Below are 24,337 nucleotides of genomic sequence, written 5' to 3' on the forward strand. Positions count from 1 at the left end.
GCTCGCACGCGCGCCGGCGGCCAGAGCTCAGGCTCGCCCCACGTGGAAGCTCTGGACGGTGGCCGCGCCGAGGTCGAGGTCAGCCCAACGACCTTCGAAGCTGAAGACCGCCAAGGCGCACGGCGGGAAGCCCCCGATCATCGAGATGCTGGCCTCGGGGTCCCCGTGACCGTCGTCGAGAAGCTGAGCCAGATAGCCGACCGTGGGGTTGTGGCCCAGCACCATCAGCGAACCAGCCTGCTCGGGGGTCTCGCGGATGAGATCCAGAGCTGCGTCGGGCTCGGCAGCATAGAGAGCGTCCGAGACCACGGGGTGGGCGTCCCATCCGGCGCCTTCAGCCACCCCGGCCCACGTCGCCTGGGTGCGGGCTGCGCTCGAGATGAGCGCCGCATCGACGACCACGCCCTGCTCGGCCACCCAGCGGCCCGCTGCCACAGCGTCATCGCGCCCGCGGTCGGCCAGCGGTCGGTCGTGGTCGGTCTCCCCCCACGACTGTGCCTTGGCGTGACGCATCACGACCAGGCGGCGGGGCGAGGTGGTTCGATCGGACTGCACGCGCAGATTCTTCCAGTCAAGTGGTGACGTGTCGCTTCCGCAACGAAATATTTGCCGTCCGGCTCAGAGACCCATCGCGTGGAAACCACCGTCGACGTGCACGATCTCGCCGGTGGTGGCAGGGAAGAAGTCACTCAGCAGCGCGCAGACGGCCTTGGCCGTCGGCTCCTGGTCGGTTTCGTCCCACCCCAGCGGAGCCCGGTCCTTCCACGCCGACTCGAGATCCTCGAAGCCGGGGATTGCCTTGGCCGCCAAGGTCTTGAGCGGCCCGGCGGACACCAGGTTGCAGCGGATCCCCGCGGGGCCCAGGTCACGAGCCAGGTAGCGCGACGTGGACTCCAGGCCCGCCTTGGCCACGCCCATCCAGTCGTAGGCCGGCCAGGCAGTCGTGGCGTCGAAGGTCAGGCCCACGATCGAGGAGCCCGACGACAGCAGCGGCCGGGTGGCCACGGCGAGCGACTTGAGGGAGTATGCCGAGACCTGCACCGCCTGCGCGACGTCCGCCCAGGGACCGTCGAGGAACTTCCCGCCGAGCAGCGTCTCGGGGTTCCCGTAGGCGATCGAGTGCACGACCCCGTCCAGGCCGTCGACGTGCTCGCGCACCTGGTCGGCCAGGCCCGCCAGGTGGTCGTCGTCGGTCACGTCCAGCTCGAGCACCGGCGCAGCCGCCGGCAGCCGCTTGGCGATGCGGCGGGTGATGCCCAGGGCACGCCCGAAGTTGGAGATCAGGACGGTGGCCCCCTGCTCCTGGGCGACCTTGGCCGTGGCGAACCCGATCGAGGAGTCCATGGTCACGCCTGCGACCAGGATCCGCTTGCCGGCCAGCAGTCCGTTCGGGTTGATCGTCGAATCCGTGCTCGTCATCTCAGTGCCCCATTCCGAGTCCGCCGTCAACCGGGATGACGGCTCCTGTCACATATCCGGCGCCGTCGGACGCCAGCCAGGTCACCGCGGAGGCGACCTCGCTCGTCGCTGCATAGCGGCCCAGCGGCACCTGGGCCTTGATCGCCTTCTTCTGGTCATCGCTGAGCACGGCCGTCATGTCGGTCTCGACAAAGCCGGGCGCGACCACGTTGGCCGTGATCGAGCGTGAGCCGAGCTCCCGCGCCAGCGACCGCGCCATGCCGACGAGACCGGCCTTGGAGGCCGCATAGTTGACCTGCCCAGCAGATCCGAGCAGCCCCACGACGGAGGAGATGAAGATGATCCGCCCGCGTCGCAGACGCAGCATCCCCTTCGCGGCCCGCTTCGCGAGCCGGAAGGAGCCGGTGAGGTTGGTCTCGACCACCGAGGACCAGTCGTCCTCCGACATGCGCAGCACGAGCGTGTCGCGCGTGATGCCGGCGTTGGCGACCAGGACCTCCACCGGCCCGTGGGCTGCCTCGATCTCGGCGAACGCCCGCTCGACGGCGTCGGGGTCGGTCACGTCGCACACGAGGTCCAGGGCGCCCTCGGGGGCGCCGCCGGAGCGGCTGGTGACAGCCACCCGGTCGCCCTCGGCGAGGAACGCCTCGGCGATGGCGAGGCCGATGCCGCGGTTGCCACCGGTCACGAGCACAGATCGGGGAGCTGCAGTGGTGTTTTCAGTCACGTCCAACGACGCTAGTGATTACCCCGGGGTAGGCGAAAACGCACCACTGCAGCTCGAGGTGGCTAGTCGTCCTCGAGGCGGAAGCCGACCTTCATGCCGACCTGGAAGTGCTCGACCTGACCGTCCTTGGCCTGACCGCGCACCTGCGTGATCTCGAACCAGTCGATGTGGCGCAAGGTGCGCCCGGCTCGCTCGATCCCGTTGCGGACAGCTTGGTCGATGCCGTCCGGGGAGGTGCCGACGATCTCGGTGACGCGATAGGTGCGGTTGGACATGTGGGCTCCTGTGCTGGGGCAGGGTGGGCGCAGCTCGCCCGCTCCCGATTGAGCCTAGCGCCGTACGATGGAGGCATGGCCGCCAAGGATTCGCCCACCGTGCGAATCACCACCGCGCCCTCGAGCGCGTCCGAGGACATCGCGGGCCGCCAGCGCCGCTATCTGGTCTCGATGGCGATCCGGACCGCGTGCGTGATCGGGGCCGTGGTCGTGGGCCCGGGGATCCTGCGCTGGGTGCTGGTCGCCGGGGCCGTGCTGCTGCCCTACGTCGCCGTCGTCCTGGCCAACGCGACCCAGCGCAAGGACGACGGCTTCGAGCTCCGGGAGACCCGGGCCGAGCGAGAGCTCCGCTAGGCCCCCGTGGCGGAGGCGACTCGCCCGGGCGATTGTTGGAATCTGGATCGTGTCGTGCAAGAATCAACTTGCGACCCCAGCATCCCCCGTCTGTGGTCGCTTCGGTGCCGGACAGCTCCCCCCGTGGCTGTCCGGCACCGGTCTATTTCCCGGAGGAACTGTGACCGAACAGCACCAGGCAGACGCTGAGGACGAGCCCGTCTGCTCGGCCAAGGGCTGCACGCAGCGCGCCTCGTGGGCGCTGCTGTGGAACAACCCCAAGCTCCACACCCCCGAGCGGCGCAAGACGTGGCTGGCCTGCGAGGCCCACCGGGTGTCGCTCAGCGAGTTCCTCGGCGCTCGCGGCTTCCTGAAGGAGACCGAGCCCGTCCCGACGGCCTAGGGGCAACAGCCCACAGGGCGCCGTCAGCCGCCGATCGCCGACATCGGGCGGTCGGGCTGGAGGAAGGTGGGGTCGTCGATGCCGTGGCCGGCACGCTTCCCCGCCATCGCAACCACCCATCGGCGCGCGAGCTCCTCGTCGGTGGCGCCGGCACGCAGTGCCGACCGCAGGTCGGACTCCTCACGCGCGAAGAGACAGTTGCGGATCTGACCGTCCGCGGTCAACCGCACGCGGTCGCAGTCGCCACAGAAGGGCCTCGTCACCGACGCGATGATGCCGACCGTCGCCGGACCGCCGTTGACGTCGAAGAGCTCAGCCGGGTCGCTCCCCCGCGGGACTGCGTGCGGGGTGAGCATGAAGTCGGCCTTCAGCCGGTCGAAGATCTCATCGGCAGTCACCATCGTGTCGCGGTTCCACCGGTGCTGCGCGTCGAGCGGCATCTGCTCGATGAACCGCAGGTCGTAGGCGCGATCCATCGCCCACTGCAACAGCTCTCCCGCCTGGTCGTCGTTGACCCCGCGCAGGAGCACAGCGTTGATCTTCAGCGGCGACAGACCGGCGTCGCGCGCGGCCTCGAGACCGGCGATGACGTCCGCCAGCCGGTCTCGGCGGGTGATCTCGAGGAAGGTCTCCGGCCGCACTGTGTCCAGCGACACGTTGATCCGGTCGAGGCCGGCCGCCCTCAGTGCCGGGGCGGTCCGGGCGAGGCCCAGCGCGTTGGTCGTCAGCGACGTCTCGACGCCCAGGTCGTGCGTGTGCCGGACGATGTCGACGAGTCCGCGGCGCACGAGCGGCTCGCCGCCGGTGAAGCGGACCTCGGTGACTCCGAGGCGGCGTACGGCGATGCCGATGAGCCGCTTCACCTCGTCGTCGCTCAACGTCTGGTCGTCCGGCAGCCAGTCGAGCCCCTCGGCCGGCATGCAGTAGGAGCAGCGCAGGTTGCAGCGGTCGGTCAGCGAGACGCGCAGATCGGTGGCCACACGGCCGAAGCGGTCTGCGAGGGGGATCACGGCCACAGTCTAGGTGTGCCTGCCAGCTCGACCCACTCATGGCCTAACCTCGTCCGGTGCCGTCGTTGAGGTTCCTGCTGAGTCGCCGGTGGGTGATCTTCTTCGTCGTGGTCATCGCCCTGGCCTGGGTCGCGTGGCGGCTGGGCGAGTGGCAGTTCGACCGTCTCGAGGACCGCCGGGAGCGGAACGCCCAAATCGAGCGCAACGAGCAGAGTCCGCCGGTGCCGGTCTCGGAGGTGACGGCGCCTGGAGCTGAGCTCACCCGCGCCGACGAGTGGAAGCACGTCACCGCCACCGGCACCTACGCCGTGGAGGACACGGTCGTGGTGCGATATCGCACGCGCGAGGGGGCCGCGGGCGTCGACGTCGTCGTCCCGCTCGTGCTGGCCGATGGCTCGAGCGTGCTGATCGACCGGGGGTGGTTCGCCACCGACAACCGCGGCGCGACCCCCGAGGACGTTCCGAAGCCTCCGGCCGGGGAGGTCGAGATCGAGGGGTGGCTGCGGTTGGACGCCACCGGCGACAGCGCTGCCGTCACCGATCAGTCGACACGCTCGATCAGCAGCAAGGAGATCGGTGAGGCGCTGGACCGCGAAGTGGTCAGCGGGTTCGTCGACCTGCGCTCGGAGTCCCCGGAGGCGGACGACCCGCTGGCCCCGGTCGAGCTGCCCGACCTCGACAGCGGTCCCCACTTCTTCTACGGCCTGCAGTGGTGGTTCTTCGGGGCACTCGCGCTGTTCGGCTTCGTCTACCTCGTCATCGACGAGGCCCGGGGCGGACGCGGACCGGTGCGTGGGTCGCGCCGCTCACCTTCCGGGCCGCACCGAGCACGACCGAGCTGAGAGCGTCGCCGACTGCTCGTCGGTCCAGCCGGTCGGGCTACTGCGGCGGCGCTCCTGCCGCGGGTCCGAACGCCGAGCCGAGGGTCCTGGCCTGAGCCAGCAGACGCAGAGCAGGTCCGGCATCGGGCAGGTCGGGCTCGGGTGACCACAGGTCGTCGGAGTCCACCACGACCTCCGCGGCACCGACGAGGTCGTCGAGCTCGGTGACCAGGGCACCGCGTGAGGAATCGCCCGCGAGCCCGGCCCTGATGGCATCGCTCTCGATCGGCGCGGCTGACCCGATCAGGACGGCGTTGCCGAACCGCAACCCGTGCAGCGACGAGTTCTGCACGATCATCGCGACATGCTCGAACTCGGCCCTGACGGTGGCGATCTGGCGCCGGGTGAAGGTCAGGTCGCCCCCAGCGACGGAGTTGACGAGCAGGACGCCCCGGGCGTCGAGCAGCGACCGGGCACTGGCGAAACACTCCCGGGACGTGAAGGCCCCAGGGATGCGGCCGCCGGCAAAGACGTCGATCACCACGGCGTCGTACGTCGCTCTCGGGGACTCCGCAGCCTCCGCTGCCGCCAGCCAGCCCCGGGCGTCCGCCACCTCCAGGGTGACGTTCTCCGGCAACCCGAACCTCTCGTGCACGAGGGTTGCGAGGACCGGATCCCGCTCGACGACCACCTGTCGCGACTGCGGGCTCACCTCGGCCACGGCCCGCGGCAAGGTCAGCAGGCCCCCACCGAGGTGAAGCACACTGCGCCGTTCGGTCCCGAGAGCGGCGAGCAGCCAGCGGGCCACCGCCAACGCCGTGGCCTCACCCGGTCGGACGATGTGGGACTGCCGGATGCCGTCGACCTCGAGGATCCACCCCCCGTCGCGTCCGATCAGCTCCGCGGTCGTGCCGTCGGAGAGGAGCAGCGTCTCGATCCCCGAATCCTTCGGCGGCGTCGGTTCTGTCATGGCAGCGTCAGCTCTCCGGTTCCCAGATCGCCGCGCCTCCCAGCAGGGTGGCGGAGTCCCCAGATGGTGGAAGCACCGCATTCATGCCGCGCTCGGAGAGGGTCACGACCGGATCGAGGGTCAACGGCAGGGCGACGAACTCCTCGAACAGGCCCGCCTCGATGGCCACCTGGATGTCCCGGGCGTCATAGACGTCGGCAGTCTCGTCGAGCGCTGCGACGAGCTTCCCGCGCTCCTTGCTCCGGGTGCCCGTCAGCGGGGAGGCCTCCTTGCCGCCCCACACGGCGCTGATGTCCTCGGGGCTCTCGGGCAGCGGGACCCTGGTCAGCACGGCCTGCCACCCCTGCCCCTGGGCGAGGGCCGGCTCGATGTCCGCTGCGCCGCAGTCGCGGACCGCCCACCCGCCCTCAGCGGCAGACCTGCTGAGCTCTCGGAACACCCCGGTGGCGAACGCGTCGTCGTTGTCGTGGAGGACGCACACCTGGGTGCCGGCCGCGACGCCGGCCTGGGCGCGCTCGACCTGGGCGTCCGCGACAGCGGACTCGAAGGCTGCTCGGAAGCCGGCGTCCTCGACCGAGATCTCGTAGCCGTCGGACTCGGGTGGGAACAGCAGCGATTGGCTGTTGGCGTAGGTGCTCTCCCACTGACCCGCTCCAGCCGACCGCATGTCGGCCGCCGACGTCGCGCGCAGGAACGCCCGGCGGGCATCTCGCGAGCGGAAGACACCCGCGTCGGCGCGAAGCACCAGCGTCCACAGCTGCCCTGCGTGGGTCTCCGCCAGGTGGTGGTCGCGACGCTTGAAGTGACGCACGGTCAAGAAGTTGTCCGGAGTGGGGCTGACCTGCACCACGTCGAGGTCGTCCGGGAAGCCGGCGAGGAGATCGTCAGCCGCCACGACCTCGACGCGTTCGTAGGACGGCGGAGAGTCCCCTCTGTAGGAGCGGTTGACCTCGAGCGTGAGGCTGCCGGCACCTGGCTCCGCGCTGTCAACGGCGGTCACCAGATAGGGACCGCTCCCGACGGCGAGTTCCTCAGGGACGTCGCCGCCGCCGACATCGAAGCCTGAGCTCCACGTCTCGGCGATCTCGGCGAGGTCTTGTTCATCACCGTCGATGATCGCGTCGATCACCGCCTGCTTGGCCTCCATCGGGTCCTCGACACCGAGCGCCGTCTTCCCCACGACGTGCGCGGGCAGCGTCACGTCGAGTGCTGTGTGCCAGCCCCGCACCGGCACGGTGTAGGAGACGTCGATGCGCCGCTTCGACTCGTCCATCTCTGGCACGGCGGTGCTTCGGCGTAGATCGCTGCGCACGGAGTCGAAGTCTCCCGCTGTGGCGTTCGAGCCGGCGGCCCAGGCGAGCAGGAGGTCGGCGGCATCGATCGGGATGCCGTCGGACCACGTCCGCTCCGCCAGGTCGTAGCGGACAGTGAAGGACGTGAGGGAGTCGTCCACCACGGCGACCGTCCCGAAGCTCTCGTCCTCGACGACCTCGCCGCCGGCCAGGCGTGCGAACTGGTCGTGCGTGATGGCGGCGATCTCCCGGTTGCCCTCGGTGTCGCCCTTCCTGGTCGTTGGGTTGAGGCTGGTCAGGCTGTGCGACCAGCCGACCCTGACAGAGGACCCTTCGACGACCGAAGGAGGCAGGTCCGGCGTGCACGCAGTCAGGAGGAGGGCACCGACCAAGGGGGCAGCGGCGATCGAGTGGGAGCCAGGGCGCGCTCCGCGAGGTCGTGGCCTCACCGGCGGAAGCCGTGTGGGGTCGTACGTCGCCCCGTACCGCCGTTCAGCATGGCAGCGAGGTTATCAACGGTCGAACGGTGGAGAGGGAGCCTGTGCTTCCCGACACGAGCGCCGGCGCGTCCCCCAAGTCGCCCGGGTGGCTTCTCCGGGCGGCGACACGCACGGCGGGTCGCTGTGGGAGAAGACCCGCCACCTGGGGGTCGAGGGACACCCTTACGCTCCCGGGTAGTCACCGTCGGTCCAGGGCACGGGCCTGCCGTCACGGATCGTGGCGAACGACTCGACGGGCTCGGGCCGAGGGGGGTTGGGAGCTGCCAGAGCAGCGTTCATCGCCTCGATGAACTTCTCAGCCGCCTTCTGGTTCTTCCGACCATCCATCAACGACTTCGGCGCCCCCGGCACCACCGTCACAGTCAAATGCAGCACCGACCCTGCACCCTCCCCCGTCACGGTCGCCGCGAAGGCGTGACCCCACGACATGAGGGTCTTGCCGCTCACGAACTTCATCTGGTGCAGTTCGTTGCTCAGGCCGCGGATCTCGTAGGGGGCCTGTTGCACCACGGCTACGAGTGTCGTGAAGAGGGCGTGTTCAGACACCTGCGAGTTGAGGCTGATGTTCTTCTCTGCGCCCATGGGGGACTCCACTTCCTGGATGACGGAACGATGCGTGACGGACGATCACACGTGTGGTCACCGATGACGGATGACGCGCCCGTCGGGCAGCGACTCCTGTTGTGACCACGTGCCGGGCGGCATGACGATCATGTTCGAGACGTCCGCATCGTCGACGAGACCGCGTCGGACCAGCTGCTCGAGCACGACCGCCCGCTGAGTGCGCAGCCAACGCTCTTCGGGCGAGATCTCACGCTTGCGCTCATGGGCGCTCAGTCCTGGCGCGGGCTTGGCGACGACCAGGAAGAAGAGGAAGGCAAGGAGTGCCGCCGCTGCCGTGATGTTGGCCATCAGCGCGACCGAGGGCCACACGTCGGTGAGAGGAGTCGTGGACGTGGCGAGCAGGAATGAGCTCCCCCCGGACGCCAGCGCAGTGAGGCCACTCACCCCGAGGTTCTCCCACCCTCGGCGCCGCGACTCCAGCCACGTGTAGACGGTGAAGAACGTGACCAGCAGCCCGCCGCCGAACACCAGCTGCACCACGATGCCCCACCCGGTCGGCAGCTCCCTGTCGAAGACCACGAACGCCACCACGAACCCGAGGCCCACGGCCGACGCACCGAGCGTCGGCACGACGAACGGCGCCAACAGCAGCGCCTTCAGGAGCTTCAGCAACAGGCCCTTCGCCCCCTGCGCCGGAGCACGCTGGGCGGCCCTGGCCAATTCCTCAGACGTCGGCCCCGGCTCCGCCATGATTCGCGCCTCGACCTCGGCCCAGTTGATGGGACCTGGGAAGTCGGTCGTCTTCGCCCACCGCTGCAACTGCTTCAAAGACACCTGTGACACTCCCATCGACGATCGACTCAACCAGCGCAGAACGGCTCTCAGGTGCTCTGCGGCGCCCGCCACCGCAGTGTTGCGACACAGCTGTCGAAGAGGTACTTCGTCTTCATCAGGAACGGATCGTCGCTCGCATCCTCAGGCACGCGCCCGAAGCCGGCCACCAGCTGGAGAGCTCTGCGACGTCCGGTCCCGGGGATCGGCGTGAGGTAGATGATCGAGTGACTTATCACGGTCTGTGAGCCCACGCGCACCGGTCGCTCACGCTCGAAGCGCAGCGTCCGCTTGTCGCCTGCCAAGGGTGTCGCACCCTCCTCCCTGATCAGGGTGCGAGCCAGGTCGTCCAGGTTCTGACCCGCCTCGGCCCGTCGCTCGGAGGCGATGATGGAGGCAGGGAGCCAAACCGTTGAGTCGTCCGGCTCGGTCGGCGAGAAGAATGCGAACGCACCTTGGCGCCGCATGGCCTCGAAGGACTGCTTCACCAGCGGTTGGAGCTCGGCGTACGCCTGGGGCTTGTGCGCCTCCATCAGCCTCTTGCGAAGTGCGCCGAGCATTCCGTCGAGCGTCGTCTCGTCGACAGCTTGACGCGTCCATCCAGGCGGCAGTGTCATCTCGAAGTCCGGCACGGTTGTCGCTCCCAGCTCAGCTCGCAGATCAGAAACCGTCATCGGCTGGCCTCGAAGTCCCAGGGTTCCTCGCTCAGCAGACCTTGCGGCGATACACCTTCGAACGCCGTGCCATCAGTCTTGTTGATCACGCGCATGTTGTGCATGAGCACGACGAGGGCCGGCATCGTCAGTCCGACGAGCGGAGTCAACGTCTCGTCGAGACTCAGCATGACGGTGATCTCGTCGTTGGCGAAGATGAAGTGCACCCCGGTGATCTCGACGTCCTGCTGGCCCTCGTCCATCCTGACCATCCGCTGGGTCACGACATGCAGGCCGCGACCGAGGTGCGGGGCGTCGACGGGCTGGACGACGGCGTCGTCCAGCTCCGTCCACGCGGGCATGGCCGCGCTCGGGAGGATGTTGACGTGACACATGGCCGTCTGCCCATCGAACGGCGGCCACACCTGCAGCATCGCGACGGACTGAGCCTCGTCCCTCATCTCGAGCGCCTGCTCGAGCAGCGCCCGCGCAACGTCGGCCGTGACATGGTCCTCGTCCCAGCCGACCATGCCATCGAGCTCGGCGGCCGACTCGGCGAGCCATTGCTCGCGAGAGTCGGCGTCGAGACCGGAAGGAAGAAACCTCCACCCGTCGATGTCGAGGTCCTTGTCGACGAGGTCGATCACCCATTCAGCTTCGTTCATCGTCACGACCCTAGGAGGCGAACTTGACGAAGAGCGACTTGGGGATCGTCGGGACGCTGCCGCCGAACTGCTCGGCGGTGAGGTTGGCGTAGTTGAGGTTGCGCCCGGTGGTCGAGAACAGCGTGACCGCCTGGTCGATCCTTGCGAGCCTCCTGACGGCGTCCAGGCCGCGCGCGTCCGCGAACTCCAGTCCCTCGTAGAGCTTCTTCTGACCGCGGTAGAAGCTCGTGAAACCGTTCCGTGACCCGGTGAAGAGCTGTCGGAACCCGGCGGCGGCTCCGTGGTTCTTGAAGATCGCCGCCAGGCCGGCCTTGTTGAGGATTTGTTGACCGCTCACCAACTTCGCGGCCTGCGCTCCAGCACCGTCCAGAGCCTTGATCCCGGTGGCTGTCCTGACGATCCTCGAGGTCGATCCGGCACCGAGGTTCAACACCTTGGTGACCGCAGTGACCTTGCAGAACGGAAAAGCACCCAGTGCCGCAAAGGCGATGTCTCTCCCGGAGCGCTCGCCGTTCTTGTAGGCCATGATGGTGGTGATCAGCAGGAGTGCACCGACGGCGAGTGCGAGCGCCGCCATCAGCGGGCCGCCGATGATCAGTGCGGCGACGCCGACGATCAGCGCGGCGACCTCGAGGAAGTCGACGAGGCTCGCCCAACGACTGTCCTTGATGGAGCCGGAGAGCTCGTTGCCGATGTTTGTCACCGCGTCGTCGAAGGCGGTCTCCCACGAGTCGTAGCCGTCCTCGAAGTCCTTGGCCGCATCGCACCAGTTCTCGTAGGCGACGAGCTTGGCCTGGTTGTTGGCAGCCCCGCTCTTCTGCGCATCGGTCGGGCCCTTGTCCTCCCCGCCGAGCTTCGACATCTCCGCCCCGATGTCGAAGACATCCTCGGGGTTCGTCGGTCCGTCCTTGTCCCCCGGCAGACCCTCGTAGACGGCCCACAGCGACTCGCAGTCGTCGACTGCATCGTTGATCACCGGCTTGCACTCCGCCAGAGCAGTGCCGTAGTCCTTGATCACCGGGCCGACTGGCTTGTAGAGCTCCCCTGCTTCGCGCAGCTTCTCGAAGGACTCGCCGATGGAGTCCTTGAGCTTGTCGATCGCCTTGCCCTGCTGACTGCCGTCGCCCACTGCGTTGTTCTTGATGGTCTCGAGAGTCGTGGCGCTGTCCAGCATCATCTGTCCGAGGGTCTCGATCTTCTCCCCGCGGTCGATGATGTCGCCAGGCCTTCCCTCGACGCGCTCGATCTCGAGCTGTCGATCAGGCGATCGATCCATCGGTGCTTCTCCTTGGTGGTCTAGTGATGCGGTGGGCTGCACCGGTGTGCCGGACGACGACGAGTCTGCGGGCCATCGCCACCGCCAGAATTCGGCGACGGGAAACGCGTCAGTGGGCCACGATGCACCCGAACTGGGGCCTACACGTTGCTCAGCTGAGTCGCTGTTTGGGAATCCCAGTCCCTGATGCCCTCAATGACACCCTTGGCGTGGTCCTTGACACCTGACAACCCGTCTTTGAGCTGATTGCGCTTGTCGTCCCATCGCTCTTCGAAGTTTCGAGCCTTGTCACGAAGATCGCTGTCGCCGAAGGGGTCGCCGATGGCCGACTCCAGCTCCTCGGACAGCGAGGTGGCGTTCTCGAACTCGGTGATGATTTCCTCGAGCTGCGTGACGACCTCCTCGAGGTCGTCCAGCTTGACGTATATGTCAGCCATGATGTGTTGCTTCCTTCCGAGCTACCGGGACCGGTGGAGCCGCAACCGGTGACGGTGCGGCTCCACCAGACGAGCGATCAGCCTCCGGCGAGCTGGTCGTCGAGGTCGCGGATGGCCTGGGCCATGTCACGCAACGCCTGAGCCATCTCCGTGACGCCCTCGGAGGCGTCCTTGAGACCGGTGGTCAGGTCCTCGTAGCCCTCCTGGAACTTGCCTGAGGCCTTCTCGGTCTTGAAGCCATCCTGCACCAGTTCGTCGACGTAGCCCTGGCACTCGGTCAGGGCGTTCTCGATGGACTCCTTGCCGTCGTCAAGCTTGAGGGCGGTGCCCTCCATCTCGTCGTAGGTTGCGCCGAAGTCGCTCATGATTCAGTCCGTCCTTTTCGTGACTTGCGAGATCTTTGGAATGTCCCGCCCCTGGTCAGTGAGTGGCTTTCCCACCACGGCTGCATCCTAAACATCGGCAATCGGCAGATGCATCGTGATCGCTCGACCCGCCTGGACGAATATCCCCCGCCCGTCAGGGAAATCGGTCCGTTTGACACGTCCGAACGGCACCTTGAACAAAGTTTCACCGTCGTGCGTGTCCGGTTTGAGGGCGATTCCCTGCCTGTCCGCCTTCCACGCTCCGAGCACACCCGAGCCGCTCCCCGCACGCGAGATGTCCGACTCGCCGACCAACAGGTGCTCGCTGTTGGAGATGGCCTGCATCAGGGCGCGCATGCCGCGGTCGGCCGGCCCGTCGATGAGATGCGGCACGTCCTCGATGACCACCATGATCCGGCCGGTCGCCGACTCCTCGGCGACGATCTCGGCGAGCTCGGTGGCCAGCTCCTTCTGCTCCTCAGGGCGAGTGGCGCTGCGCACCCAGTCGCGATAGGAACCCAGCTCGGCGCGGCGCCCGCCGAAGTGGAAGAGCTTCACGTCGGGGTCGAACTTCTCCATCGCCGTGATCAACGCCCGCAGGGCGTTGGTCTTCCCGGACTGCGGTGGGCCGGTGATGGCGAACAGGCCGACCGGCTCGAATCCGCGGGGCGCCAGGGTGTCCTCTGCGATGCCGAACACAGGAAGGCCGTCGACGCGGGCCGGCATCTCGGAGCAGGAGACACGCACGGGAAGCGACCCGATCCTGGGCACATCCTGCGCACCCCGCTCTCTCAGCTCAGCAGCGAGGACGTCGAGGGCCTTGGTCTGCTCGGCCACGTTGGTGGTTCCCCCGAGCGCGGCCATCTGCACCTCGTTCTTGTCGACCGAGGCCCGGCCTGGCGGGGACGCGTCGCTCAGCATGTCCTTGGGTGCGCCCAGCAGCGTGTACTGGTTGGGGTCGGCCAGACGCAGGACGACCCGCCGGGAGATGTTGGCAGCCACCGCTGTCGGAACGGCACCGCCACGGTCGGCGGTGATGGCGGCATGCACGCCCAACGGGCGACCTTCGCCCAGGACGCGCATGAACACCTGGTAGAACGGCGCGCGTGCCGAGCTGATCTCCCACTCGCTCTTGAACTCCGGGTAGTTGTCGATCAGCAGCACGATGCGGGGCAGTGTCGGGTCGACCAGCTCGCGATATTCACTGAGGTTCGCAGCGTTGGCGTTGGCGAACAGCTCCGAGCGACGGTCCAGCTCCTGGCCGAGCTGGCGGAGCAGACGCTGCACGCGCTCGGCATCGTCGCCGTTGATGATCGATCCGACGTGCGGAAGACGTTCGATCGCCGCCAGCGCCCCAGAGGCGAAGTCGAGACCGAAGACTTCACAGGCGCCGAGGTCTGGGCGCATCCCGGCCGCTGTCGCGATGGTCTTCAGCACCGTGGTCTTCCCGGACCCCGAGGTGCCGAAGACGATGATCGAGCCGTCCCGGTCGGGCACGAAGTAGGTCGCGTTCTGCTGCTGCTTCTCCGGCAGGTCGGCCAGGCCGAGCAGGATCTGACCGTCACCCTCGGCCGGAAGGTCGCGCAGGTCCACGACATCGGCGAGGTCGTCGAGCCACGGCCGACGCGGCGTCGGGATGCCCGCCATGTCGGCAGCCCGGGTCAGCGTGGTGACGACCCGCTTCTGGTCGTTCGGGCCCAGGTCCTCGTCGTGGGAGTCGGACTCGGGAGGCCGCTCGGGCTCCCACTGCACGGTCGAGCCGAAGCGGAGCTCGGCGGCCTTGACGTCGGCCATGACGTCTTCGTTGGTGCTGGTCCAGCCGCCCACGTAGGCGGACTGGAACGGTGTGAGGCGTCCCGGTCCGGTCTTGGCGATTCCTCGTCCGGGCAGGCTCGAGGGGAACGTCGCCGCGACGGGGTCGTCGACCACGTCCTTGGAGTCTGACTCGTCGGCCATGCGCAGGGCCACGCGCAGGTTGGTGTTGGCTCGCAGGTTGTCCTTGATGACGCCGGCCGGCCGCTGCGTGGCCAGGATCAGGTGGATGCCGAGGGACCGGCCCCGCTGCGCGACGTCCACCACCCCGTCGACGAACTCCGGCACCTCGCCGGCGAGCGCCGCGAACTCGTCGATCACCAGCACCAGCGCAGGCGGGCAATCGGGATCCTGCCGCCGTTCCAGCTCCAGCAGGTCCTTGGCCTTCTTGCGGTTGAACAGGTGCTCGCGGTGGTGCAGCTCGGCCCGCAGGCTGGTGAGAGCCCGGCGCACCAGGTGGGGACTCAGGTCTGTCACCATGCCGACGCAGTGCGGCAGGTCGACACAGTCCGCGAAGGCCGACCCACCCTTGTAGTCGACGAACAGGAACGTCACGCGGTCCGGGCTGTGCGCGGAGGCCAGCCCGAGCACCCATGCCTGCAGGAACTCCGACTTGCCGGCGCCTGTGGTGCCTCCCACCAAGGCGTGCGGCCCCTGACTGCGCAGGTCCAGGGTCATCGCATCACTGGCACCCTGACCGATGATGGCCCGGAGGTTGCCCGACTGCCTCAACCTGGGACGCTCGGCAAGGCTCCGGTCGATGATGGTGTTGTTCTGACGCCACCGTTCGATCACAGCCTCGGGATCCTGCGCGGTCTCCTGTCCCACGAGCGACAGGAACATCACGGAGTTGGGGATGTCGGATGCGTCCTGGATCACCGTGCTGGCGTCGACCACGGGAGCCATCCGCTTCGCGAAGGTGTGCATGTAGTCGTTGGAGACCCCCTCAACCCGGACGTGCTCGTGAAGGTCGCCGTTGCGCACCAGGCCCACAGTGGTGTCGTGCAGGCCGGCGGTGACGTCGAGGAAGCTCCGGCAGGTTGCTGGGAGCGACTCGACCGTCGGTGAGCAGAACACGGCGTGCACGCCGACGTCTGCCCCGCGCTCGAGCACCTGCACCAGGCGTGGCCGGTCGACGGGGGCGTCGTCGGTGACGATGACGATCACCGACACGCGTTGCTTGGTCGCCCCCTCCTCGGCCGCCCGGTTCACATCGGTGCCGTACTGCATCGGGTTCCACGTCTCCGCGAAGGGTCCGCGTGGCTCCGGCTGCTTGCCGGCTCGAAGAACGTATTCCTCCAAGGCGCTCAGCAGGGCGTTCGCCGTGGGTGCTGAGTCGGCGAGGGGCAGGTCCTTGAACGGACTCGTCTCACTCGTGGTGTGCGGCAGCCACTTCATCCACTCGAGCTCGGGCGTCCAGTCGCTGCCTGCGATGCCGACTGCGACGACCTCGTTGGGCGCATGCAGGCCGAAGAGCTGCACCGCAATGCCGCGGAGGGCATCGGAGGCAGGGCCCGCCGGTCCGGCGACCCCGACCGAGCCCACGGCGCGCAGCGACTCGAGGACCGGCACGTCGTCGACATAGCGATAGCGGTCGCGGAGTCGGTCGAGCCGTTCGATGTATTCGGGCAGGCCGTCCTGGGTGTCCTGCTCAGCGATGGAGTTGCGAGACGGCGCGCGCGTCGTGCCGAGGCGGAGCGCCAGGAAGTTCCAGTGCTCAGGTCGACGCGTCCACAGCATGGGGCCGAGCCGGACCGCGTGCTCGAACACCTCGGCCACGGGAGGCACCTCGTCGTTGCGCGCGCCCTCCTCCTCCGGCTTCGACCTGAACAGGACCTCCTCGAGCTTCTCGAACTGTCGCTCGAAGAGCTCCATCTCGTACTTCTTCTTGTTCGACGTCTGCGTGCGCATGTTCATGAAGTTGCCCATCGCCATGAGCGGCGTCATGAAGATGAGCAGCAGCGCCCGCTCTCGCCCGGTGATCGCATAGATCGCGAGGGCCATGATGATCGGCGCGACCAGGATCGTCCACGGGAACACCCGCCCGGCCTGCTCTGTCGGCATCCGGGGCGGCGGGTGCGCGGTGCCCGGATAACGTACGTCGACGCGCGGGCTCCGGTTGAAGTGCAACCCCCCTCCACGCTCGAGGATCTCGCGCTCTCCCACCTCGAAGTCGCTCGCCAGCTGGAGCACGAGAGTCGTGGCGCCGATGACGATCGGTCTGTTCGGGACGAGTCGGACGCGCTGGACCGGCACGCCGTCGACGAGCACCCCGTTGGCCGAGTTGAGGTCGACGAGCTCGATCCAGCTGCCGACCTCGATGCGCGCATGCAGCTTGGAGACCATCGGGTCGTCGAGCGCGATGTGGTTGGCGGGCGCACGGCCAAGGGTCGCGTGACCCACGTTGAGGGGAAACTCCTGACCACGCAGCGGGCCAGCCGTGGCCACCAGGACGCCGACGTTCTTGCGGGTGTCGTAGGTCGCCGCGCCCGCAGACTTGTCCGGTCCATAGTTCACGACAGCTGCCGAGAAGCCCGAGCCGAGGGGTGCTTCGCCGATGTGGATCGACGGATCCAGAGGTTCCAGCGCGGATCCGTCAGGCGGGGCGACCGCAAGGGTGACCACGTCGCCGGCACCGACCAGCACGGAGCGCGCGGGATCCGACGTCGCGATGTGGCGAGCGACGTCGGCGGCCGTGGCCGTCGAGTCGGCCGTGACGACGATGTCCGCCGGCTCTCCCCCGTCGCGAACGAGCGTCAGCTTGACCTTCATCCATCACCCTTCTCAAGACAGCGGCGGTTGCCGCTGAGCACGCTTCGGTCAGGAGCTGAGCACTTGGGCAGTTCGCTCACCGATTCGTATCGTGTCCCCGAACCTGGCAGTCGCAACCTCGCCCGCTGCCAACGGCTGTTCACGCCCGTCGTGGACCACCGAGGTCCCGTTCGTCGATCCCTGGTCGATCACTTCCAGTCCAGCGCTCACGGGCCGCAGCACGACGTGGACCTTGGAGATCGAGAAGTCCGGATCGGCGATCGCCAACGGGAGCGCCCCGTCGATCGCCACCGGTGAGCGTCCGACGACAACGGGCGTCGAGACCGGGATGCGCTGGCCGTCGTCGAGGAGCAGGGTGACCCCGGTCCCGGCGTGCGGATGGGACACCAGCTGCGTCGACGCGTCGGAGGACGGCGCTGTCAGCGGAGCGCCGAGGCGAGGGCGGTCCGTCGTCGTCGATGGCATCGGCGCGGGCTCGCCGGCCTCGAAACCGGAGAGCCCCACGACCACTCGCCTGTCGCCAGCGTGCGGGCGAGCCACGCCGAGGACTCCGGCACTGGTCCTGGCACCGGGGCGGTATCCGTTGGACCCGTTGAACGCGGCGTCGGTCGCGAGGGACGGAAGTCTCTTCACCCGTGGGGCGCCGGCCGAGGTCACGGTCTTGCGAGCGATGCGCATCCGCTTCTTGTCGAACGGATCGAGTCCCCGGCGCGCATCGACGAGCCAGACCCGCCCGACACGATCGTGCCAGCCACGGCAGCGATCCTCGCGGGACCACAGTGGCGAGGCCAGGAACAGGATGGGACCGAGGACGGTGAGGACCGGGAGCCACACCACCAGCGCCCGCAGGGTGACGAGCCAGAAGCCCGGCCGCTCGAGGGTTCTGACGTTGACCGCGCGTAGGCCGACGACGAGCTTCCCCAAGGTGAACCCCCACCGCCCCTGCACCACGAGCTGAGCCACCAGCAACAGGATCGTCAACAGCAGCGTGACCGCGGCGACGACCACTGAGAGCACGAAGTCGGGATGGTTGACGAAGCCGTACCAGGTGATCCGCCCGCTGAGCAGGCGACGGAAGAGCGGCAGCGAGAGGATCAGGAAGGGCAGCTGAAGCAGCCAGAAGAGACCGATGTCGATCGCCGCGGCACCGGCGCGACGGCCCAGGGGCGCCGACACCAGCCCCAGGGCTGCTGCGTATGCGGGATCGGGCGCGCCGTACGCGTCGAGGCCTTCCACGGGGCGGTCGCTGTCGGGCAGCTCCCAGATCGAAGCCTGGGACGTCATCGACATGCGCGTGATGCTAACCGAGCCTCACCGCGACGTGAGCGCCGACTCCACCGACGTCACGCAACGGGCACGTCGTCGCGGAACTGGGTGTCGTGGAGCGTGCGATAGAGCCCGCCTTGGGCGAGCAGCTCGGTGTGGGTGCCGCGCTGGACGACGCGGCCCTCCTCGAGGACCAGGATCAGGTCGGCGTTGCGCACGGTGGAGAGTCGATGGGCGATGACCAGGGAGGTCCGCGATGCGAGGGCCGCGTCCAGGGCGCGTTGGACGGCCGCCTCCGACTCGGAGTCGAGGTGTGCGGTCGCCTCGTCGAGGACCACGATCGAGGGAGCCTTCAGCAGCAGTCGAGCGATCGCGATCCGCTGGCGCTCACCGCCGGAGAGGCGGTAGCCGCGATCACCCACGACCGTGTCGAGGCCGTCCGGCAGGGCGCGCACCAGACTGGCGATCTGGGCTGCCTCGAGGGCTGTCCAGACCTGGTCGTCGGTGGCGTCAGGCCTGGCATAGAGCAGGTTGGCACGGATCGTGTCGTGGAACATGTGCGCGTCCTGGGTGACGTAGCCGACGACGCCGGCCAGCGACTCCAGGGTCACGTCGCGTACGTCGACGCCGCCGACACGCACCGTCCCGGAGGTGGCGTCGTAGAGCCGCGCGACGAGGTGCGTGACGGTGGTCTTGCCGGCCCCCGAAGGGCCGACCATGGCGATCATCTGTCCCGGCTCGGCGGTGAACGTGACGTCGGTGAGGACCTGACCGCTGGGACGCGTCTCCGTGCGGGCGATCGTCTCCAGCGACTGCAACGACACATCCTCGGCGCTCGGGTAGGTGAAGTCGACGTGCTCGAACTCCAGCGACGAGGCGCTCGCCGGCAGCACCTGGGCGTCGGGCTTCTCCTTGACCAGCGACGGGAGGTCCAACAGCTCGAAGACCCGATCGAAGCTGACCAGCGCCGTCATCACGTCGATGCGCACGTTGGAGAGGCCCTGCAGCGGTCCGAGCAGCCGCAGCAGCAGGATGCCGAGGGCGACCAGGGTGCCGACGGACAGCTCGCCCTTGATGGCGAGATAGCCACCGATGCCATAGACGAGAGCGGTGGCAAGCGACGGCAGCAGGGTCATCGCGGCGAAGAAGACCCGCGTGAGCAGCGAGATCCGCACCCCGAGGTCGCGGACCACGGCAGCCTTGGCGGCATAGTTCCGGTCCTCGGTCTCGCGGCGCCCGAAGAGCTTGAGGAGCATCGCCCCGCCGACGTTGAACCGCTCGGTCATCGCGTTGCCGAGGTCGGCGTTGCCGTCCATCTGCTGTCGGGTGAGGCCGGCAAGGCGGTTGCTGACCCACCGTGAGGTGAGCAGCAGCAACGGGAACAGGAGCAGGCAGACCAGGGTGACCTGCCAGCTGAGAGCGAGCATCGTGATGCCGACGACCACGGCGGAGATCACGTTGGAGACCGTCCCCGAGAGCGTCGACGTGAAGGCTCGCTGGGCGCCGATCACGTCGTTGTTGAGACGGCTGACCAGTGCGCCGGTCTGGGTGCGGGTGAAGAACGCGAGCGACTGACGCTGCACGTGCGCGAAGACCTGGGTGCGGAGGTCGAAGATCAGGCCCTCGCCGATCCGGCTGGAGAGATAGCCGCCGACCAGCCCGAGCCCTGCCGTGAGCACCGCGACCACCGCGATGGCCCCGGCCAGCCAGGCGACCAGCGAGACGTCTCCGCTGGTGATGCCGTCGTCGACGATGCGTTGGAGCAGGAGCGGAGGCAGCACGACGAGGCCCGCGTCCACGATCGTCACGACCAGGAAGGCCGTGATCGCCTTGCGGTGGGGCCGGGCGAAGGACAGGACGCGACGCACGGTCTGGCGCTCGATGCGCTCCTCGACGACGGTCCGGTCGGAGCGGAGGTGGCGCCAGGGCGGCCCGCCCCCGCCAGGTCCCATCATCGACATCGCGGTCTCCTTCTCAATGGGCGGCCCGGTCCGGCCAGGGGTTCAGCCGGCGAGGGCAGCAGCGAGGGCGCGGAATCGGCGTACTTGTGACTCGCGCTCGAGCCGGCGCTGCTCATCGAGGTCACGGTCAGCGGCCCCCTGGAGCAGTGTCTTGGTCTCGGTGACCACGTCCGGCATCGGAGCGGCCAGGGCAGCTGCCAGGTCGGCGACTTCACCGTCGAGGTCGGCGGCCCGGACGACCTTGGTGGCCAGCCCGATGTCGACGGCCTCCTGCGCGCCGACCAGGCGGGCGGTGGCGCAGATCTCGAGTGCCCTGGAATAGCCAACGCTCTCGACGAGCGGCTTTGTTCCCGTGAGGTCGGGCACGAGGCCGAGCGCCGACTCCTTCATGGAGAACTGGGCGTCCTCGGCCACCACGCGCAGGTCGCAGGAGAGGGCGAGCTGGAAGCCGGCGCCGATCGCATAGCCCCGGACTGCGGCGATCGAGACGAAGCGCGGGTCACGCAGGAAGGTGAACCCCTGCTGGAACTCCTCGATCGCTGCCGACATGTCGTCGTCGCTGAGCGACAACAGGCCGATCACGCTCTGCTCGCCGGTCGTGGTGGGGTCGAGCATCGCCCGGTCGAGGCCGGCGGAGAACGTCTCGCCCGCTCCCTTCACCACGACGACCCGCACCTCGTCGGGGATCTGGCGACCCAGCTCGGCGAGCGCGAGCCACATGGCGGGGGTCTGGGCGTTGCGTACGTCGGGCCGGTTGAGGGTGATGGTGGCGACGGCGCCGTCCACGGCGTACTCGAGGCCGACTGCAGCAAGGTCAGGGAGCGTCATGGCCGTGATTCTCCCAGCCTCCGGCTGGTCCGGGACGGCGGCATGCTCGACGCGTCGACGGTCGCCCTGGCTCCAGGTCAGGCTTCAGGTCAGGCAGAGACAGAACGGGTGCCCAGCCGGGTCGAGGAAGACCCGGAAGGTCTCGCCGGGTTGGTGCTCGTGCCTGGTGGCGCCCAGTCCGACGACGGCGGACTCGGCCTCGTCGAGGTCGTCGACGACCACGTCGAGGTGCATCTGCTGCGGGGACTGTTGGCCCGGCCAGTCGGGCGGTACGTAGCCCTCCACGCGCTGGAAGGAGATGCACTGCCCGTAGTCCGCGCGGATCTCGACCCAGTCGTCCTGGACCTCGATCCTCCAGTCCAGCATCTTGCCGTAGAACTCGGCGAGGGCATGCGGATCGGGACAGTCGAGGACGATGCTCGGGAAGCGCGCGATGGCCATCCGGCCACGTTAGGCCAAGGACACCAGGTCGGCGTAGCCCTCGTTCCACAGGTCTTCATCGCCGTCGGGCAGCAGCAGCACCCGGTCGGGCTCGAGCGCACGGACCGCCCCCTCGTCGTGCGTGACCAGGATGATCGCCCCCTCGTAGGTGCGGATCGCGGCCAGCACCTCCTCGCGCGAGGCGGGGTCGAGGTTGTTGGTGGGCTCGTCGAGCAACAGGACGTTGGCGCTCGACACGACCAGGCTGGCCAGGGCGAGGCGGGTCTTCTCGCCGCCCGACAGCACCGCGGCCGACTTGTGGGCGTCGTCGCCGGAGAACAGGAACGACCCGAGCACGCTGCGCGCCTCGCTGTCGGTCAGCTGGGGGGCTGCCGACTGCATGTTCTCGAGCACGGTCCGGTCGGTGTCGAGCGTCTCGTGCTCCTGGGCGTAGTAGCCCAGCTTTAGCCCGTGTCCGGGCACGACCCGCCCGGTGTCTGCCTGGTCGACACCGGCGAGGATGCGCAGCATCGTGGTCTTGCCGGCACCGTTGAGACCCAGGATCACCACCCGCGAGCCCTTGTCGATCGCGAGGTCGACGTCGGTGAAGACCTCCAGCGAGCCGTAGGACTTCGACAGCTCCTCGGCCGTGATGGGGGTCTTGCCGCACGGCGCCGGGGCGGGGAACTTGATCCGCGCGACCTTGTCGGACTGACGCTCGCCCTCGAGGTTGGCCATCATCTTCTCGGCGCGCTTGAGCATCGACTGGGCCGCGGTGGCCTTGCTGGCCTTGGCGCGCATCCGGTTGGCCTGGTCGGTGAGGGTCTTGGCCTTGCCCTCGGCGTTGGCCCGCTCACGCTTGCGGCGCCGCTCGTCGGTCTCGCGCTGGGTCAGGTAGTTCTTCCAGCCCATGTTGTAGACGTCGATCTCGCAGCGGTTGGCGTCGAGGTGCATCACCTTGTTGACCGTTGCCTCGAGCAGCGCGTTGTCGTGGCTGATCACGACCAGACCCCCGCGGTGGGACTTCAGGAAGTCGCGCAACCACACGATGGAGTCGGCGTCGAGGTGGTTGGTCGGCTCGTCGAGCAGCAGGGTCTCGGCGCCGGAGAACAGGATGCGGGCCAGCTCGACCCGGCGGCGCTGACCACCCGAGAGCGTCTTGAGCTGCTGACCGAGGATCCTGGCCTCGATGCCGAGGCTGCCGGCGATCTGGGCGGCCTCCGACTCGGCGGCGTAGCCGCCGCCGGCGTGCAGCTCGGCGTCGGCACGGGCCCAGCGCTTCATGCCGCGCTCGTGGATCGCCGGCTCCGGAGAGCCCATCTCGTCCTCGGCCTCCCGCAGGCGGCGCACGACGTCGTCGAGGCCGCGCGCGGACAGGATCCGGTCGCGGGCCAACACCTCGGGGTCACCGATCCGGGGGTCCTGAGGGAGGTAGCCGACCTCACCGGAGGTCAGGACCTTGCCGGAGGCGGGCTGTGCCTCCCCGGCCAGGATCTTGGTGAGGGTGGTCTTGCCGGCTCCGTTGCGACCGACGAGTCCGACCTTGTCCCCGGCGGCGATGCGGAAGGTGACGTCCTCCATCAGGAGTCGGGCGCCGGCACGGACCTCGAGCTGTTGAGCAGTGATCATCAGGTGTTCAGGCTATCGGGGAGAGGACACTTCCCCGGCATCGCGGACCACCCGTGAGGGGGCACGCAGACACGTCGGGGGCCAGCTTTCGATAGATTGCCCAGAGCCGGCCCGGACGCTGGTTTCGACGAACGGAGACGCACATGCGGTTCAACCCCAAGGCTGACATCAGCGGTGGTCGCGTCAGCGACGCAGGTCGCGGCGGCGGCGGCGGTATGGGCGGCGGCGGCATGCGCATCCCGATCCCGGGCGGCACGCGCGCCGGTGGCGGCATCGGCGGCGTCCTGATCGTCGTGCTCATCATCGTGCTCAACATGTGCATGGGCAGCAACGGCGGCGGAGGCTCCACCAGCCCCGGCACCGGCATCGACCCCCAGGGCCAGGCCGGCAGCCCGCAGGGCCTGCAGGAGGACAGCGAGCGCTACGCCAACTGCAAGACGGGCCAGGACGCCAACGAGGACGTCGACTGCGCACGCAAGGCGGTGCTCTTCTCCCTCGAGCAGTTCTGGGGACGGACCCTCCCCGAACAGGGCGGCCCCCAGCTGGCGCCGGCCCAGACCAAGACCTTCAGCGGCGGCGTGGGCACCGGGTGCGGCCAGGCGACCTCACAGGTCGGGCCGTTCTACTGCCCCGCCGACCAGGGGATCTATCTCGACACGACGTTCTTCGCCGACGTGCTCGAGGGACAGCTGGGCGGAGAGGGCGGCGACTTCGTCGAGCCCTATGTGCTCGCCCACGAGTACGGCCACCACATCCAGAACCTCCTCGGCACGATGGGCAAGGTCCGCACGCAGAAGGGTCCCGACTCCGACGCCGTGCGACTGGAGCTGCAGGCCGACTGCTATGCCGGCATGTGGACCCGCGACGCCAGCGATGGCGACGGGATCCTCGCCGAGCTCGACCAGGGCGACATCGACGAGGCGCTCGACTCGGCCAAGACCGTCGGCGACGACCGGATCCAGCAGAAGTCCGGCCAGGGTGTGGATCCGGAGGGCTGGACCCACGGTTCCTCGGAGCAGCGGATGGCGTGGTTCACCACCGGCTACGAGCAGGGCACCCTCCAGGCCTGCGACACGTTCTCGGCCAGCCAGCTCTGAGCGCAGACCAC

The 24,337-nt window shown here is 68.5% G+C and carries 24 protein-coding genes; 4 read left to right on the forward strand and 20 right to left on the reverse strand.

Annotation, left to right across the window (positions count from 1 at the left end; genetic code table 11):
- Positions 1-27 precede the first annotated feature (27 nt).
- The 4 genes from G7071_RS15245 to G7071_RS15260 form a co-directional block, all read right to left on the reverse strand.
- Positions 28-555 (reverse strand): SixA phosphatase family protein, encoded by a 528-nt coding sequence (locus tag G7071_RS15245; protein WP_246210059.1) that lies wholly within the window; start codon positions 553-555, stop codon positions 28-30.
- Positions 556-618: 63 nt separating this feature from the next.
- On the reverse strand, positions 619-1,419 hold the full coding sequence (gene fabI, locus G7071_RS15250) for an enoyl-ACP reductase FabI (RefSeq protein WP_166320137.1): 801 nt from the start codon (positions 1,417-1,419) through the stop codon (positions 619-621).
- Position 1,420: 1 nt separating this feature from the next.
- Complete coding sequence (locus tag G7071_RS15255) at positions 1,421-2,146, reverse strand: beta-ketoacyl-ACP reductase (RefSeq protein WP_166320139.1); 726 nt, start codon at positions 2,144-2,146, stop codon at positions 1,421-1,423.
- A gap of 62 nt (positions 2,147-2,208) precedes the next feature.
- Entirely contained in the window at positions 2,209-2,421 is a 213-nt protein-coding gene (locus G7071_RS15260) for a dodecin (RefSeq protein ID WP_166320141.1), read from the reverse strand.
- A gap of 75 nt (positions 2,422-2,496) precedes the next feature.
- On the opposite strand from G7071_RS15260, the gene G7071_RS15265 reads away from it, so the two are divergent.
- On the forward strand, positions 2,497-2,775 hold the full coding sequence (locus G7071_RS15265; RefSeq protein WP_166320143.1) for a DUF3099 domain-containing protein: 279 nt from the start codon (positions 2,497-2,499) through the stop codon (positions 2,773-2,775).
- 160 nt (positions 2,776-2,935) lie between these two features.
- Positions 2,936-3,157 (forward strand): hypothetical protein, encoded by a 222-nt coding sequence (locus G7071_RS15270; RefSeq protein WP_166320145.1) that lies wholly within the window; start codon positions 2,936-2,938, stop codon positions 3,155-3,157.
- Positions 3,158-3,180: 23 nt separating this feature from the next.
- Here G7071_RS15270 and moaA read toward each other — a convergent pair whose 3' ends face one another.
- Positions 3,181-4,164 (reverse strand): GTP 3',8-cyclase MoaA, encoded by a 984-nt coding sequence (moaA, locus tag G7071_RS15275; protein ID WP_206063050.1) that lies wholly within the window; start codon positions 4,162-4,164, stop codon positions 3,181-3,183.
- Positions 4,165-4,223: 59 nt separating this feature from the next.
- Here moaA and G7071_RS15280 point away from each other — a divergent pair, with 59 nt between their 5' ends.
- Complete coding sequence (locus G7071_RS15280; RefSeq protein ID WP_166320149.1) at positions 4,224-5,009, forward strand: SURF1 family cytochrome oxidase biogenesis protein; 786 nt, start codon at positions 4,224-4,226, stop codon at positions 5,007-5,009.
- Between the two features lie 37 nt (positions 5,010-5,046).
- On the opposite strand, the gene G7071_RS15285 is transcribed toward G7071_RS15280, so the two are convergent.
- The 15 genes from G7071_RS15285 to G7071_RS15355 all read right to left on the reverse strand — a co-directional run bounded on the left by G7071_RS15285 (position 5,047) and on the right by G7071_RS15355 (position 23,229).
- A complete protein-coding gene (locus G7071_RS15285) occupies positions 5,047-5,958 on the reverse strand; it encodes a spermidine synthase (RefSeq protein ID WP_166320151.1) in 912 nt (303 codons plus the stop codon).
- Positions 5,959-5,965: 7 nt separating this feature from the next.
- Entirely contained in the window at positions 5,966-7,699 is a 1,734-nt protein-coding gene (locus G7071_RS15290; RefSeq protein WP_166320153.1) for a periplasmic substrate-binding domain-containing protein, read from the reverse strand.
- A gap of 213 nt (positions 7,700-7,912) precedes the next feature.
- Positions 7,913-8,332, reverse strand: coding sequence for a hypothetical protein (locus G7071_RS15295; protein ID WP_166320155.1), 420 nt, complete (start codon positions 8,330-8,332; stop codon positions 7,913-7,915).
- A gap of 57 nt (positions 8,333-8,389) precedes the next feature.
- Positions 8,390-9,148, reverse strand: coding sequence for a hypothetical protein (locus G7071_RS15300; RefSeq protein WP_166320157.1), 759 nt, complete (start codon positions 9,146-9,148; stop codon positions 8,390-8,392).
- 47 nt (positions 9,149-9,195) lie between these two features.
- The gene (locus tag G7071_RS15305; RefSeq protein WP_166320158.1) at positions 9,196-9,819 is read right to left on the reverse strand and encodes a protein TPRXL; all 624 of its coding nucleotides are present in this window, start codon (positions 9,817-9,819) and stop codon (positions 9,196-9,198) included.
- Positions 9,816-10,463: a hypothetical protein gene (locus tag G7071_RS15310; protein WP_166320160.1), complete on the reverse strand. Its 648-nt coding sequence runs from the start codon at positions 10,461-10,463 to the stop codon at positions 9,816-9,818. Before G7071_RS15310 ends, G7071_RS15305 begins: the two co-directional genes overlap by 4 nt.
- A gap of 10 nt (positions 10,464-10,473) precedes the next feature.
- Positions 10,474-11,739: a hypothetical protein gene (locus G7071_RS15315; RefSeq protein ID WP_166320162.1), complete on the reverse strand. Its 1,266-nt coding sequence runs from the start codon at positions 11,737-11,739 to the stop codon at positions 10,474-10,476.
- A 140-nt stretch (positions 11,740-11,879) separates the two neighbouring features.
- The gene (locus G7071_RS15320; RefSeq protein ID WP_166320164.1) at positions 11,880-12,176 is read right to left on the reverse strand and encodes a flagellar protein FlgN; all 297 of its coding nucleotides are present in this window, start codon (positions 12,174-12,176) and stop codon (positions 11,880-11,882) included.
- Positions 12,177-12,253: 77 nt separating this feature from the next.
- The gene (locus G7071_RS15325) at positions 12,254-12,541 is read right to left on the reverse strand and encodes a WXG100 family type VII secretion target (RefSeq protein WP_206062826.1); all 288 of its coding nucleotides are present in this window, start codon (positions 12,539-12,541) and stop codon (positions 12,254-12,256) included.
- A gap of 87 nt (positions 12,542-12,628) precedes the next feature.
- A complete protein-coding gene (locus tag G7071_RS15330; RefSeq protein WP_166320166.1) occupies positions 12,629-17,125 on the reverse strand; it encodes a type VII secretion EssC family protein in 4,497 nt (1,498 codons plus the stop codon).
- A gap of 48 nt (positions 17,126-17,173) precedes the next feature.
- Positions 17,174-18,415, reverse strand: coding sequence for an RDD family protein (locus G7071_RS15335; RefSeq protein ID WP_166320168.1), 1,242 nt, complete (start codon positions 18,413-18,415; stop codon positions 17,174-17,176).
- Between the two features lie 53 nt (positions 18,416-18,468).
- Positions 18,469-20,352 (reverse strand): ABC transporter ATP-binding protein, encoded by a 1,884-nt coding sequence (locus G7071_RS15340; RefSeq protein WP_246210060.1) that lies wholly within the window; start codon positions 20,350-20,352, stop codon positions 18,469-18,471.
- 42 nt (positions 20,353-20,394) lie between these two features.
- Complete coding sequence (locus tag G7071_RS15345; RefSeq protein WP_166320170.1) at positions 20,395-21,180, reverse strand: enoyl-CoA hydratase/isomerase family protein; 786 nt, start codon at positions 21,178-21,180, stop codon at positions 20,395-20,397.
- 84 nt (positions 21,181-21,264) lie between these two features.
- On the reverse strand, positions 21,265-21,621 hold the full coding sequence (locus tag G7071_RS15350; RefSeq protein WP_166320172.1) for a VOC family protein: 357 nt from the start codon (positions 21,619-21,621) through the stop codon (positions 21,265-21,267).
- Between the two features lie 9 nt (positions 21,622-21,630).
- Positions 21,631-23,229: an ABC-F family ATP-binding cassette domain-containing protein gene (locus G7071_RS15355; protein WP_166320174.1), complete on the reverse strand. Its 1,599-nt coding sequence runs from the start codon at positions 23,227-23,229 to the stop codon at positions 21,631-21,633.
- Positions 23,230-23,372: 143 nt separating this feature from the next.
- Here G7071_RS15355 and ypfJ point away from each other — a divergent pair, with 143 nt between their 5' ends.
- A complete protein-coding gene (gene ypfJ / locus G7071_RS15360; RefSeq protein ID WP_166320176.1) occupies positions 23,373-24,326 on the forward strand; it encodes a KPN_02809 family neutral zinc metallopeptidase in 954 nt (317 codons plus the stop codon).
- Positions 24,327-24,337: the final 11 nt, after the last annotated feature.

It is taken from the genome of Nocardioides piscis (genome assembly GCF_011300215.1).
Taxonomy (GTDB): Bacteria; Actinomycetota; Actinomycetes; order Propionibacteriales; family Nocardioidaceae; genus Nocardioides; species Nocardioides piscis.

Excerpts from the sequence above, each read along its gene's own strand:
- G7071_RS15330 (WP_166320166.1), bottom strand. The coding sequence starts at position 17,125 with ATGAAGGTCAAGCTGACGCTCGTTCGCGACGGGGGAGAGCCGGCGGAC.
- G7071_RS15315 (WP_166320162.1), bottom strand. The coding sequence starts at position 11,739 with ATGGATCGATCGCCTGATCGACAGCTCGAGATCGAGCGCGTCGAGGGA.
- G7071_RS15335 (WP_166320168.1), bottom strand. The coding sequence starts at position 18,415 with ATGTCGATGACGTCCCAGGCTTCGATCTGGGAGCTGCCCGACAGCGAC.
- G7071_RS15265 (WP_166320143.1), top strand. The coding sequence starts at position 2,497 with ATGGCCGCCAAGGATTCGCCCACCGTGCGAATCACCACCGCGCCCTCG.
- G7071_RS15325 (WP_206062826.1), bottom strand. The coding sequence starts at position 12,541 with ATGAGCGACTTCGGCGCAACCTACGACGAGATGGAGGGCACCGCCCTC.
- G7071_RS15295 (WP_166320155.1), bottom strand. The coding sequence starts at position 8,332 with ATGGGCGCAGAGAAGAACATCAGCCTCAACTCGCAGGTGTCTGAACAC.
- G7071_RS15285 (WP_166320151.1), bottom strand. The coding sequence starts at position 5,958 with ATGACAGAACCGACGCCGCCGAAGGATTCGGGGATCGAGACGCTGCTC.
- ypfJ (WP_166320176.1), top strand. The coding sequence starts at position 23,373 with ATGCGGTTCAACCCCAAGGCTGACATCAGCGGTGGTCGCGTCAGCGAC.
- G7071_RS15320 (WP_166320164.1), bottom strand. The coding sequence starts at position 12,176 with ATGGCTGACATATACGTCAAGCTGGACGACCTCGAGGAGGTCGTCACG.
- G7071_RS15355 (WP_166320174.1), bottom strand. The coding sequence starts at position 23,229 with ATGATCACTGCTCAACAGCTCGAGGTCCGTGCCGGCGCCCGACTCCTG.
- G7071_RS15350 (WP_166320172.1), bottom strand. The coding sequence starts at position 21,621 with ATGGCCATCGCGCGCTTCCCGAGCATCGTCCTCGACTGTCCCGATCCG.
- G7071_RS15305 (WP_166320158.1), bottom strand. The coding sequence starts at position 9,819 with ATGACGGTTTCTGATCTGCGAGCTGAGCTGGGAGCGACAACCGTGCCG.
- G7071_RS15340 (WP_246210060.1), bottom strand. The coding sequence starts at position 20,352 with ATGTCGATGATGGGACCTGGCGGGGGCGGGCCGCCCTGGCGCCACCTC.
- G7071_RS15310 (WP_166320160.1), bottom strand. The coding sequence starts at position 10,463 with ATGAACGAAGCTGAATGGGTGATCGACCTCGTCGACAAGGACCTCGAC.
- G7071_RS15345 (WP_166320170.1), bottom strand. The coding sequence starts at position 21,180 with ATGACGCTCCCTGACCTTGCTGCAGTCGGCCTCGAGTACGCCGTGGAC.
- fabI (WP_166320137.1), bottom strand. The coding sequence starts at position 1,419 with ATGACGAGCACGGATTCGACGATCAACCCGAACGGACTGCTGGCCGGC.
- G7071_RS15260 (WP_166320141.1), bottom strand. The coding sequence starts at position 2,421 with ATGTCCAACCGCACCTATCGCGTCACCGAGATCGTCGGCACCTCCCCG.